Source organism: Variovorax glacialis (assembly GCF_051216375.1).
GTDB lineage: Bacteria > Pseudomonadota > Gammaproteobacteria > Burkholderiales > Burkholderiaceae_C > Variovorax.
Genome location: NZ_JBPJZT010000018.1, coordinates 24,967 through 37,783 on the forward strand (window position 1 = coordinate 24,967; position 12,817 = coordinate 37,783).

Here is a 12,817-nt window from a genome sequence, read left to right on the forward strand (position 1 = left end):
AGTGAACGCCTCTGCCTTGGGCCTGCTGGCCCTATACCTCGTCGTGCTCGGCGTTCTCGCCTGGCCGGTCGGGCGCTTCATCGCGGCCATGTGCGACGGGCGCCTGCCGCGCTGGATGCAGCGCGTCGAAGCGCCGGCCTACAAGCTTGCGGGTGTATCGCCCGAGGCTTCGATGCACTGGCGCACCTATGCCTTTGCGCTGCTCGCGTTCAATGCGATCGGCGCGCTGGTCGTCTACGGCCTGCAACGCCTGCAATCGTTGCTGCCGCTCAATCCGGCGGGCATGTCGGCGGTGTCGCCGGATTCGGCCTTCAACACCGCCGTGAGCTTCGTCTCCAACACCAACTGGCAGGGCTATGCCGGTGAATCGACGATGAGCTATCTCACGCAGATGCTCGGGCTGACGGTGCAGAACTTCCTGTCCGCGGCAACCGGCATCGCGGTCGCCTTCGCGCTGGCGCGCGGCTTCGCGGCACGCAGCACGGACGGCAAGGGCTTCGTCGGCAACTTCTGGGTGGATGTCACGCGCATCACCGTGTGGCTGCTGCTGCCGATCTCCTTCGTGCTCGCGATCTTCTTCGCCGGGCAGGGCGTGATCCAGAACTTCGACGCCTACAAGACCGTGACCACGGTGGAAGCCACGGCCTACCAGAACCCCAAGCTGGACGCCGCGGGCCAGCCGCTGAAGGACGCCCAGGGCAACCCGGTGACGGAAGACGCCACGACCACTACGCAGACGCTCGCCATGGGCCCGGTCGCTTCGCAGGAGGCGATCAAGATGCTCGGCACCAACGGCGGCGGCTTCTTCAACGCCAACTCGGCGCATCCCTACGAGAACCCGACTGCGCTCGCCAACTTCGTGCAGATGCTGGCGATCTTCCTGATCCCGGCCGCGTTGTGCTTCGCCTTCGGCCGTGTGGTGGGCGACATGCGCCAGGGCTGGGCGGTGCTGGCGGCGATGACGGTGCTCTTCGTCGCGGCGGTCGTCGTGGTCATTCCCGCGGAGCAGGCCGGCAATCCGCTGATCGGCGGGCTCGGCGTGGACCAGGTGGCCAGCGCGATGCAGGCCGGCGGCAACATGGAAGGCAAGGAAGTGCGCTTCGGCATCGCAGCGTCGGGCCTGTTCGCGGCGATCACGACCGCCGCATCCTGCGGTGCCGTCAACGCGATGCACGACTCGTTCACGCCGCTCGGCGGCATGGTGCCGATGGTGCTGATGCAGCTCGGCGAAGTCGTCTTCGGCGGCGTCGGCACGGGTCTCTACAGCATGCTGATCTTCGCGATCCTCGCGGTGTTCATCGCGGGGCTGATGATCGGCCGCACGCCGGAGTACCTCGGCAAGAAGATCGAGATCCACGAGATGAAGCTGACCTCGATCGCGATCCTGGTCACGCCGATCCTCGTCCTGGCCGGCACGGCCGTCGCCGTGATCGCGGATGGGGGCAAGGCGGGCATCGCCAACCAGGGTGCGCACGGCTTCTCGGAGATCCTCTACGCGCTGACTTCGGCCGGCAACAACAATGGCAGTGCCTTCGCGGGGCTTTCCGCCAACACGCCTTTCTACAACGTGCTGCTGGCGGTTGCGATGTGGTTCGGGCGCTTCGGCGTGATCGTGCCGGTGCTCGCTATCGCCGGCGCACTGGCCGCCAAGAAGCGTCTGCCGGTGACCGCGGGGACGATGCCCACGCACGGGCCGCTGTTTGTGACCCTGCTGATCGGCACCGTGCTCCTGGTGGGCTTGCTCAACTATGTGCCGGCGTTGGCTCTAGGCCCGGTTGTCGAGCACTTGATGCTCTGGAAGTGATCGTTATGCAAACCAAGATATCCCTGTCGCTGTTCGATGCGGCCCTTCTGCGCCCCGCGCTGTGGGCTTCAGTCACCAAGCTGAACCCGCGCGTGCAATGGCGCAATCCGGTGATGTTCATCGTCTACATCGGCAGCATCCTCACGACGCTGCTGTGGCTGCACGCCATGAGCTTCCCGGGCGATACCGGCATGCCGGCGCCCTTCGTGCTCGCGGTGTCGATCTGGCTGTGGTTCACCGTGCTCTTCGCCAACTTCGCGGAAGCCCTGGCGGAAGGCCGCAGCAAGGCGCAGGCGGCGTCGCTGCGCGGCCTGCGCAAGGACACCTGGGCCAAGAAGATGGAGCAGCCCTTCCACGGCGGCAAGTGGCTTCCGCTCCAGGCGCCCGACCTGCGCCGCGGCGACGTCGTGCTGGTCGAGGCGCATGACGTGATCCCGCTCGACGGCGAGGTCATCGAAGGCGTGGCCTCGGTCGACGAAAGCGCCATCACCGGCGAATCGGCGCCGGTGGTGCGCGAATCCGGCGGCGACTTCTCCGCCGTCACCGGCGGCACGCGGGTGCTGTCGGACTGGCTCGTGGTGCGCATCACCGTCAATCCGGGCGAGTCCTTCCTCGATCGCATGATCGGCATGGTCGAGGCCGCCAAGCGCCAGAAGACGCCGAACGAGATCGCGCTGACGATCCTGCTGGTGGCGCTCACGCTCGTGTTCCTGATCGTCACCGCGACGCTGCTGCCGTACTCGCTGTTCAGCGTCGGCGCGGCGGGCGTGGGCACGGTGGTGTCGCTCACGGCGCTGGTCGCGCTGCTCGTGTGCCTGATCCCGACCACCATCGGCGGACTGCTGTCCGCGGTCGGCGTGGCCGGCATGAGCCGCATGATGCAGGCCAACGTGATCGCGACGTCGGGCCGCGCCGTCGAGGCGGCGGGCGACGTCGACGTGCTGCTGCTCGACAAGACGGGCACCATCACGCATGGCAATCGGCAGGCCAGCACCTTCCTCACTGCGCCCGGCGTGCCGCAGGAGCGGCTGGCCCGTGCCGCGCTGCTCGCGTCGCTGGCCGACGAAACGCCCGAAGGCCGCAGCATCGTCGAGTTGGCCCGTCGCGGCGGCGCAGACGACAAGAGCGTCGAAGGTGCTCATTTCGTCGCCTTCACGGCCCAGACCCGCATGAGCGGCGTCGACCTGCCGGCGGCGCCCCACAGCCTCGACGCCGATGCGATCACGCTGCGCAAGGGCGCGGTGGATGCAGTGCGCCGCCACGTCGAGGCGCTCGGCGGCACCATGCCCGCCGAGGTGCTGCGCGCCGCCGACACCGTGGCGCGCCGCGGCAGCACGCCCCTGGCCGTGGCCGAGGGCCGGCGCGTGCTCGGCATCGTCGAATTGAAGGACATCGTCAAGAACGACATCAAGGAGCGCTTCGCCGAGCTGCGTCGCATGGGCATCAAGACCGTGATGATCACGGGCGACAACAAGCTCACGGCCGCCGCGATCGCGGCCGAGGCCGGCGTCGACGATTTCCTCGCCGAGGCCACGCCGGAGGACAAGCTGGCGCTGATCCGCCGCTACCAGGCCGACGGCCGTCTCGTCGCGATGACCGGCGACGGCACGAACGATGCACCCGCGCTCGCACAGGCCGATGTGGCGGTTGCGATGGGCAGCGGCACGCAGGCCGCGAAGGAGGCCGGCAACATGGTCGACCTCGACTCGAACCCGACCAAGCTGCTCGAAGTGGTCGAGACCGGCAAGGCGCTGCTGATGACGCGCGGCTCGCTGACCACCTTCTCGATCGCGAACGACGTCGCGAAGTACTTCGCGATCATTCCGGCGATCTTCGTGTCGACCTATCCGCAGCTGGGCGCGCTCAACGTGATGCGGCTTGCAAGTCCGTCGTCGGCCATCCTGTCGGCGGTGATCTTCAATGCGCTGGTGATCGTGTTCCTGATCCCGCTCGCGTTGAAGGGCGTGCGCTACCGGCCCGTCGGTGCCGCATCGCTGCTGCGCCGCAATCTCGCGATCTACGGCCTGGGTGGCCTCATCGTGCCCTTCGTCGGCATCAAGTTGATCGACTGGCTGCTCGTTGCGGTCGGTCTGGTCTGAGGAGTTTCATCATGAACAACATTCTTCGTCCCGCCCTGGTGCTCTTCGTGCTGCTCAGCGCGATCACGGGCATCGTCTATCCGCTGGCCGTCACCGGTGCCGCGAAATCCGTCTTCCCGGCACAGGCGGCTGGCAGCCTGGTCGTGCGCGACGGCGTGACGGTCGGCTCCACGCTCATCGGGCAGAACTTCACCGACCCGAAGCACTTCTGGGGACGGCCGTCGGCGACGGCGCCCATGCCCTACAACGGCGCTGCCTCGGGCGGCGCCAACCAGGGTCCGCTGAATCCGGCGCTGGTCGATGCGGTCAAGGGCCGCATCGAAGCCCTGCGCGCAGCGGACCCGGGCAACACCGTGGCGGTGCCGGTCGACCTCGTCACCGCTTCGGCCAGCGGCCTCGACCCGGACATCAGCCCGGCCGCGGCCCACTACCAGGCGGCACGCATCGCGCGCTTGCGCCAGCTGCCGATCGATCAGGTCGAGCAACTGATCGACGCCCATACCCAGGCGCCGCTCTGGGGCCTGTTCGGCGAGGCACGCGTCAACGTGCTGGCGCTCAACCTGGCGCTCGACGCGCAACAACCTTCGCCTTGAACCGGAGCCTCCATGGCCTACGCCGCCTACCGTGAACACCCCGGCGTGACGCGCACCCGCAGCTCGACGCTGTGGCAGGTGCTCGACGTCACCGTCACCTGTGCCGATGCCCAGCGCGTGCGCCTGGCCATCGCGCGTTGCCCTGATGCCGGGGTCGTGCGCTGCGAGCCGCTGCTGCACGACGGCGGCTCGCAGGAGAGCGCCGCGCCACGCGTGCGTCTCATGGTGCGCCTCCCGCTCGACGGCTACGCGCAGGTGCTGCACACCTTGATCGAGGCAGTGCCGTGCGGCGAGATCGGGCGCCTCGTCAGTTGGCGAGATCATCTGACGCGTTGCGGGCTCCGCTATGGCCGGTGATGTGCTCCACGCCCTGTGCGCGCTCGTCGCCCTCTTCATCCCGATGGGCTTCGTGTGGTGGGTGGTCTCCCGGACGGCGCGGCGGCACCACCGTGCCGGCCGGCGCAAGGACCGGCCGATGAGATAACCTGCGTCGCCTTGCTCCGATGAACGACGACGCCCGACCCGACCCCGACGTCCTGCTCGCCCAGTTGCGCGCGGAGGAGCAACGCTCGCAGCGCGGCAAGCTGCGCATCTATTTCGGCGCCAGCGCGGGCGTCGGCAAGACCTGGGCGATGCTGAGCGCCGCGCAGCGCGAACGGGCCGCGGGGCGCGACGTGCTGATCGGCGTGGTCGAGACGCACGGCCGCAGCGAGACCGCGGCGTTGCTCGCCGGCCTGGACACGCTGCCCTTGCGTGAGGTGGCCTACCGCGGCCACAAGCTCGCTGAATTCGATCTCGACGCCGCACTCGCGCGCAAGCCGGCCGTGCTGCTGGTCGACGAACTGGCGCATTCGAACGCACCCGGGTCCCGCCATGCCAAGCGGTGGCAGGACGTGCAGGAGCTGCTCGCCGCAGGGATCGAGGTCTGGTCCGCGCTCAACGTGCAGCATCTGGAGAGCCTCAACGGCACGGTCGGGGCGATCACCGGTGTGCGGGTGCATGAGACCGTGCCGGACACCGTGCTCGACGAGGCCGACGAAGTGGTGCTGGTCGACGTCACGCCCGACGAGCTCACCTCGCGTCTCGCGGCGGGCAAGGTCTACCTGCCCCAGCAGGCCGAGCGCGCGGCGCAGAACTTCTTTCGCAAGGGCAACCTCATCGCGCTGCGGGAGATCGCGCTGCGCCGCACCGCCGAGCATGTGGAAGACGACGTGCGCGGCTGGCGCGTGGAACAGTCGGGTCCCCAGGGTGATGCCGGGCCGCCGGCGTGGAACACCTCCGGCGCCATCCTGGCCTGCGTGGGGCCACACGAAGGCGCGGGGCAGACGGTGCGGACGGCAGCCCGGCTGGCCGCACAGCTCAATGTGCGCTGGCATGCCGCCTACGTCGAGACGCCGCGGCTGCAACGCCTCGATGCGGCAGAGCGTGACCGTATCCTGGCCGTGCTCAAGCTGGCCGAGGAACTGGGCGCCGAGACGGCGGTGCTGACGGGCGTCGATGTCGCCGCGGAACTCGCCGCCCAGGCCCAGCGCCTCAATTGCGCCACGCTGGTCGTGGGGCGCGCCGAGCCGGCCGGCGCCTGGGCGCGCTGGTGGCCTTCACGCGGGCTGACACGCGAACTGGCGCAGCGTGCGCCTGGCGTGGACATCGTCGAGGTCGCGCGGGCCGACAGTTCGCGCCGGCTCGCGCACGGCCGACCCGGCGGGCGGCGCGGCGACGCGGAAGTGGAAGACGCCGACCGTCCGCCTGCCCGCTGGCCCGGCTATGCCTGGGCGGGCGCCACCAGCGTCGCGATCACGCTGCTCGCCATGCCGCTGGTCGGGGTGCTGGAGCTTGCCAATATCGTCATGCTGTTCCTGCTTGGTGTCGTCGGCGTGGCGATGCGTTTCGGGCGTGGCCCGGCGGCGTTCGCCGCCATGCTCAACGTGGCCGCCTTCGACTTCTTCTTCGTGACGCCGCGGCTTTCCTTCGCGGTCAGCGACGTGCAGTACCTGGTGACCTTTGGGGTGATGCTCGTCGTCGGCCTGTTGGTGGGCCAACTGACGGCGGGGCTGCGTTTCGCCGCGGGTGTGTCGTCGAGCCGCGAGAGGCGGGCGCAGTCGCTGTTCGAACTCACGCGGGAGCTGTCGGCCGCGCTCGAAAGCGCGCAGGTCGTGGCGCTCGGTGCGGCGGCCGTGCAGGGGCACTTCGGCGGACCGGCCGTGGTGCTCGTGACGGACGCCAACGACCGCCTCGTCATGCCCGAGCCGCCGCCGGGTTTCGACCCCAGCGTGGCCGACTGGACCTTCCGGCAGGGACAGCCGGCGGGCCTCGCGACGGCCACGCTGGCGGCGCAGCCCTGGCACTACATCCCGCTGAAGGCCCCGATGCGCGTGCGCGGCGTGCTCGCGCTGAAGCCGGCGCATCCCCGCTGGCTGCTGATCCCCGAACAGGCCCGCCAGCTCGACACGCTGGCCCGCCAGATCGCGATCGCGCTGGAGCGCGTGCACTACGTGGACGTGGCGCAGCAGGCCGTGGTCGAGATGGAATCGGAACGTCTGCGCAATGCACTGCTCGGCGCCATCTCGCACGATGTGCGCACACCGCTGACCGCGCTGATCGCCCTGGCCGAGTCGCTGCAGACGCTGCCCGAATCCACCGGCGCGCAGCGCGACGCGGCGCGCGCGATCGTCGCGCAGGCGCATCAGCTCCACGCGCTGGTGAACAACCTGCTGGACATGGCCCGACTCGAAAGCGGCATCGCCGGCGGCGCCGTGAACCTGCGGCGCGACTGGCAGTCCGTGGAGGAAGTGGTCGGCTCGGCCATTCGTGCCGCGCGCCCGGCGCTGGGCAGCATGACCGTGCAGACCGTGCTGCCGCCCGACCTGCCGCTGGTCGAGTTCGACGCGGTGCTGATCGAGCGCGTGCTGGTCAACCTGCTGGAGAACGCCGGCAAGTACGGCGCGCCGCCCATCGTGGTCGGCGCGCGTGCGACCGATCGTGCACTGGTGCTGAGCGTGCGCGACCATGGACCGGGCCTGCCGCCAGCGCTTCGGGGCCGCGAGCAGATCCTGTTCGACAAGTTCACGCGCGGTCAGGCCGAATCGGCGACGCCCGGGGTGGGCCTGGGCCTGGCGATCTGCAAGGCAGTGGTCAGCGCCCACGGCGGCGAGATCACTGCCGCGAATGCGGCGGGTGGCGGGGCAGAATTCACGGTCACGCTTCCGCGTCGAGAGCCGCCCGAGCCCGCGGAGTCGACTGCCATTTCCGCCTGAACTTCCGATCGAGAATCCGCCATGCCCAGCCCCACAGCCATCGTGATCGAGGACGAGCCGCAGATCCGCCGCTTCGTGCGCGGCGCGCTCGAGGCCGAGGGCTGGCAGGTGCACGAGGCCGGTACGCTGCGCGACGGACTGGCCGCGGCAGGCACGCGTCAACCCGACCTGCTGGTGCTCGACCTCGGCCTGCCGGACGGCGACGGTGTCTCGCTGATTCGCGACGTGCGGGGCTGGTCGGGCGTGCCGATCATCGTGCTCTCGGCGCGCACCGACGAGGCCGACAAGATCGCCGCCCTCGACGCCGGCGCGGACGACTACCTGACCAAGCCCTTCGGCACCGGCGAATTGCTGGCCCGCGTGCGCGCGAACCTGCGACGTCCGCGGACGGCGAGCGGTGGCGAAGAGCCCGAGCCCGTGTTCCGTTTCGGCGAGGTCGAAGTGGACCGCACCGCACGGGTGGTGCGACGCACGGGCGCCGAGGTGCATCTCACGCCGACCGAGTACCGGCTGCTGTCGGTGCTGATCGCCAACGCCGGGCGCGTGATCACCCAACGCCAGCTGCTGCGGGAGGTGTGGGGTCCGTCGCACGGCGAGCAAAGCCACTACCTGCGCATCTACATGGGCCATCTGCGGCAGAAGCTCGAAGCCGACCCCGCGCAGCCTCGGCACCTGCTCACCGAGACGGCGGTCGGCTATCGGCTGGTGGCGTGAGCGCGCGCGAGCAGCACGACAGCCACGCCGCCGAGCACCGCGACCGATGCAATGACCAGCCGCAGGCTGACGGATTCGCCGAGAAAGAGGACGCCGCCGAAGGCCGCGATCACGGGCACGCTGAGCTGAACCGTGGCGGCGCTCGTCATGCGCAGTTCGCGCAGCGCCGCGTACCAGATCACGTAGCCGATGCCGGAGCTCAACACGCCCGAGGCAAGCCCGTAGCCGATGCCTGCCGGGTCCCATTTCATCGCAGGAAGCATGGCGGCACTGACGGCCAGTACCAGCGGCGCGGCGCGCATGAAGTTCCCGGCCGTCACGCGCGTGGGGTCGCCTGCGCCCTTGGCGCGCAGCGAGTAGACGGCCCAGGCCACGCCGGCCGCGGCCATCAGCAGGGCGCCATGCAAGGGCGGCGCCGACAGGCCGGGCAGCAGCAGGTAGACCAGCCCGCCGATGGCCAGCACGAAGCCGGTGATCTGCCAGGGGGTGAGGCGTTCACCCCGGTACAGGCCCCAGCCGATCATGCTGATCTGGACCGCCGCGAAAAGCAGCAGCGCACCCGTGCCGGCCGAGAGGCTGAGGTACGCAAAGGAAAAGGCCTCTGCGTAGACGAACAGGGCGAGGGCCGAGAGCCAGCCGCCTTCGAGGCTCTTCGTGCCGGGACCGCTGCGCTGCGCGGCAATGAGCCACAGCACCAGGGCGCCGGACACGAGCCGCACGGAGGTAAAGGTCGCCGCATCGATGCCCGTGTGAAGCAGTGCCAGCCGGCAAAGCAGCGAGTTGCCGGCAAAGGCCAGCATGGCGAGCGCGGTGAGGACGACGAGTTTCATCGGGGGGGGCTGGAGGTCGCGGCACGATTGGAACACCACCGGTCGAATGGCGGAGAATCATCGGCCACCCGAACCCCCTCCCAGCGATTTCATGCCCGATACGCCAGCTCTCTCCCGCCTGAACAAACGCATGGCCGAACTGGGCCTGTGCTCGCGTCGCGAAGCGGACGACTGGATTGCCCAGGGGTGGGTCAAGGTGAACGGCCAAGTCGCCGAGATGGGCGTGAAGGTGACGCCCGCCGATCGCATCGAGGTCGACAGGAAGGCGCAGAACCAGCAGCAGCAACAGGTCACGATCCTGCTGCACAAGCCGATGGGCTATGTGAGCGGGCAGGCCGAGGACGGTCATGAGCCGGCGGTGGTGCTGATCAATCCGCGTACGCATTGGCGCGAGGATCCGAGTCGCAACCGCTTCTCGCCGCCGCAGTTGCGCGGCCTGGCGCCGGCCGGCCGGCTGGACATCGATTCGGTCGGGCTGCTGGTGTTGACGCAGGATGGACGCGTTGCGCGTCAGCTGATCGGTGAGGACTCGGGTATGGAGAAGGAATACCTGGTGCGGGTCTCCTATGGGCCTGTCGCACAGAACTCGCAGGCAGCGTTTCCGCGAGAACAACTCGCGAAGTTGCGCCATGGGCTGAGCCTGGATGGCCAGCCGCTGAAGCCTGCCAAGGTCGAATGGCAGAACCCTGAGCAGTTGCGCTTTGTGCTGACCGAGGGGAAGAAGCGGCAGATTCGGCGCATGTGCGAGTTGGTGGGGCTCAAGGTGGTGGGGTTGAAGCGCATCCGGATCGGGAATGTGGTGCTTGGGAATTTGCCGGTGGGGCAATGGAGGTATTTGGGGTTGCACGAGCGGTTCTAGTGCTGGGGTGGCGTCGTCGGGCGGTGTGCCCTGTGCCGGCCGACGTCACCGGCCGCTTCGCGGCTTCCCTGCGCTGCTCGCGACAGGCGGGGTCCGCGCAAACTCGCTCCACTTCGTTCCGCTCAGACACGCGCGGCCCTTATCCGCCTGTCGCTGCGCTGCTCGGCGGTGCCTCAACGGCCGGCACAGGGCACACCGCCCGACGACGCTGGGACGTTGTGGTTGAACTGTCCGCCTCACACCGTGTGATTGGCGCGCAGGCTGGCAACCTTCGAAACGCCCACAACCGTTGCACCTTTGACAGAGCCCGGTAGGCGGTGCGGGCCGGTTGACCCCTCTGCGCCGCCGAAGCGCGCAGCTTCAGGCGGAAAAAGGGCCGCGCGTGTTTGAGCGGAACGAAGTGGAGCGAGTTTGCGCGGACCCCGCCTGAAGCGAGCACTGCAGGGAAGCCCGAAGGGCCGGCGCAGCGGGGTCAGCCGGCCCGCACCGCCTACCGGGCGCCCCCCAGAGGAAAACAAAAAGACCTCATGCGCAACTAAGAAATCAGGCGTAGCCTCTCTGGAACTCTGTGCCTCACTAAAGGAGAGCCCGTGCGCGCATTGCTGGTGGAAGATGACGAGATGATCGGCCGCAGCCTCATGCATGCGCTCGACAACGCAGGCTGGTCGGTCGACTGGGTCCGCGATGGCGCACTGGCCCACAGCGCGTTGGCGGACGGCGGCTACACCTGCGTCCTGCTCGACCTGGGCCTCCCCAAGACCGACGGCACCGAGGTCCTCCGGCGTGCCCGCAAACGCGGCGATGCCACGCCCGTGCTGGTGCTCACCGCTCGCGACGGCCTCGACGACCGCGTCCAGACCCTCGACCTCGGCGCCGACGACTACCTGATGAAGCCCTTCGAGCTGCGTGAACTCCTGGCACGCATGCGCGCCGTGGTGAGGCGCCGCGACGGCGCCGCGCACTCCGTCATCGGCACCGCCGCCCTCCAGCTCGACCTCACCACCCGCGACGTGATCGTCAACGGCGTGCGTGAAGTCCTCACCGCGCGCGAGTTCGCCTTGCTGCATGCACTGCTGGAGCGGCCCGGCGCCATCTTGTCGCGCGAGCAGCTTGAAGAACGCATCTACGGCTGGGGCGAGGAAGTCACCAGCAACGCCATCGACGTCCTGATCCACGGCATGCGGCGCAAGCTCGGCGCGGAGGCGATTCGCAACGTGCGCGGGCTCGGGTGGCGGGTCGTGCCGGCGTGACCATCGCGGGACTGCGACCCCGTTCGCTGCGCGGACGACTGCTGCTGTGGCTCGTCGCGCTGCACCTGATCGCCATCGCCACGACCGCCTGGCTGTCCTACGTCGCCTATGGACGCCTCGTCAACAACTTCATGGACGACCAGATGCGCCTGGTGGCCGAGTCCCACGCGACGCGCCACCGCCTGCCGTCGCTGCAGCCGGCGACCGACGACGACGTGCTCCGCCGCGGCACCTTCGTCGTCCAGATCTTCGAGAACGACGGAAACACGCTGCTCGCGAGTTCATGGCCCGAACTTTCGCTGCCGCTGCAGTCGGAGCCGGGCTTCAGCGACCTGCGTCTCGGCACGCGGGACAGCGACACATGGCGTGTCTACACCGCCGAGACAACGCTGGCCGACATGCCCCGGGTGCAGGTCGTCCAGAACGACAGCTTCCGGCGCAACCGCATCGTGCGGCGCGCCTTGCTGGAGAGCCTCCCGATCCTGGTGCTGCTGCCGGTGACGCTTTTGATCCTGCTGCTGATCGTGTCGGCCGCATCGCGCTCGCTGCGCGCCGTGGCGAATGAAGTGGCGACACAGGAGGTCGGCAGCCCGGCGGAGTTGTCGGTCACGCGCGTGCCGGAGGAAATCGCGCCGCTCGTCACCGCCTTCAACAGCCTGCTTGCTCGCCTGCGCAATGCCTTGTCGACGCAACGCCGGTTCATGCAGGACGCGGCGCACGAGTTGCGCACGCCCATGACTGCAATCGGCCTCCAGATCGAGAACCTCCGGGCCCACGTGCCGCCGGGCGATGCGACGGAGCGTTTCGCGCAACTCGAAGGCGGCGTGAAGCGCGCCCAGCATCTCATCGAACAGCTACTGCGCTTGTCGCGGCAGGACGCGCCGACGGCCGCCGCGCGCGGGCCGGTCGATGTCTCCGCGCTCCTTCGCGACAGCGTCGGGCAACTCCTCGTGCTGGCCGACCAGCGCGGCGTGGACGTGGGCTTCGAGGGGCGCATCGCGCCGCTGGTGTCAGCGCCCGCCGCCGAGCTGCGCAGCGTGTTCGACAACCTGATCGACAACGCCGTGCGCTATGCGCCCGAAGGCGGCGTGGTCGATGTGCGGATGCACGAGGTCGACGGGCATGCGGTGGTCGATGTGACGGACAACGGGCCCGGAATACCGATGGAGCAGATCGAGCGCGTCTTCGACCGGTTCTTCCGGGTGGCAGGCGCTCCACCGGGCGGCAGCGGACTCGGCCTCGCGATCGCGCAGACAGCTGCCGTGCGAAATGGCCTGCGGATCGTGCTGTCCAACCGGACGGACAGTCGCGGGCTGCGCGCACGCGTCTACCTGCCTCGCTCATCCTGAGCTAAGTCTTCGCTCATTCCGGCCTCATTCTGGCCGCCTAGAGTGGGCAACACCCATTCCAGGAG

The 12,817-nt window shown here is 69.0% G+C and carries 10 protein-coding genes; 9 read left to right on the forward strand and 1 reads right to left on the reverse strand.

Annotated elements, in window-relative coordinates; genetic code table 11:
- The first annotated feature begins 1 nt into the window (after position 1).
- The 6 genes from kdpA (at position 2) to kdpE (ending at position 8,464) form a co-directional block, all read left to right on the forward strand.
- Complete coding sequence (kdpA, locus tag ACSFBL_RS30065; protein WP_435519477.1) at positions 2 to 1,804, forward strand: potassium-transporting ATPase subunit KdpA; 1,803 nt, start codon at positions 2 to 4, stop codon at positions 1,802 to 1,804.
- A gap of 5 nt (positions 1,805 to 1,809) precedes the next feature.
- Positions 1,810 to 3,903 carry a potassium-transporting ATPase subunit KdpB gene (gene kdpB, locus ACSFBL_RS30070; protein WP_435519478.1) on the forward strand — a complete coding sequence of 698 codons (2,094 nt, stop codon included), beginning with the start codon at positions 1,810 to 1,812 and terminating at the stop codon, positions 3,901 to 3,903.
- 11 nt (positions 3,904 to 3,914) lie between these two features.
- The gene (gene kdpC / locus ACSFBL_RS30075; protein ID WP_435519479.1) at positions 3,915 to 4,496 is read left to right on the forward strand and encodes a potassium-transporting ATPase subunit KdpC; all 582 of its coding nucleotides are present in this window, start codon (positions 3,915 to 3,917) and stop codon (positions 4,494 to 4,496) included.
- A gap of 12 nt (positions 4,497 to 4,508) precedes the next feature.
- A complete protein-coding gene (locus ACSFBL_RS30080) occupies positions 4,509 to 4,853 on the forward strand; it encodes a hypothetical protein (protein WP_435519480.1) in 345 nt (114 codons plus the stop codon).
- Positions 4,854 to 4,999: 146 nt separating this feature from the next.
- Positions 5,000 to 7,750, forward strand: coding sequence for a DUF4118 domain-containing protein (locus ACSFBL_RS30085; protein WP_435519481.1), 2,751 nt, complete (start codon positions 5,000 to 5,002; stop codon positions 7,748 to 7,750).
- A gap of 21 nt (positions 7,751 to 7,771) precedes the next feature.
- Positions 7,772 to 8,464 carry a two-component system response regulator KdpE gene (gene kdpE / locus ACSFBL_RS30090; RefSeq protein WP_435519482.1) on the forward strand — a complete coding sequence of 231 codons (693 nt, stop codon included), beginning with the start codon at positions 7,772 to 7,774 and terminating at the stop codon, positions 8,462 to 8,464.
- On the opposite strand, the gene ACSFBL_RS30095 is transcribed toward kdpE, so the two are convergent.
- On the reverse strand, positions 8,446 to 9,294 hold the full coding sequence (locus tag ACSFBL_RS30095) for a DMT family transporter (protein ID WP_435519483.1): 849 nt from the start codon (positions 9,292 to 9,294) through the stop codon (positions 8,446 to 8,448). The two genes, kdpE and ACSFBL_RS30095, sit on opposite strands and share 19 nt — an antisense overlap.
- 91 nt (positions 9,295 to 9,385) lie before the next feature.
- Between ACSFBL_RS30095 and ACSFBL_RS30100 the strand changes: the two genes are divergently transcribed.
- The 3 genes from ACSFBL_RS30100 (at position 9,386) to ACSFBL_RS30110 (ending at position 12,752) form a co-directional block, all read left to right on the forward strand.
- Positions 9,386 to 10,153, forward strand: a complete 768-nt coding sequence (locus ACSFBL_RS30100) for a pseudouridine synthase (RefSeq protein ID WP_435519560.1) — start codon at positions 9,386 to 9,388, stop codon at positions 10,151 to 10,153.
- Positions 10,154 to 10,743: 590 nt separating this feature from the next.
- Positions 10,744 to 11,403 (forward strand): response regulator, encoded by a 660-nt coding sequence (locus ACSFBL_RS30105; RefSeq protein ID WP_435519484.1) that lies wholly within the window; start codon positions 10,744 to 10,746, stop codon positions 11,401 to 11,403.
- Entirely contained in the window at positions 11,400 to 12,752 is a 1,353-nt protein-coding gene (locus ACSFBL_RS30110) for a sensor histidine kinase (protein ID WP_435519485.1), read from the forward strand. The genes ACSFBL_RS30105 and ACSFBL_RS30110 overlap by 4 nt, the downstream gene beginning before the upstream one ends.
- Positions 12,753 to 12,817: the final 65 nt, after the last annotated feature.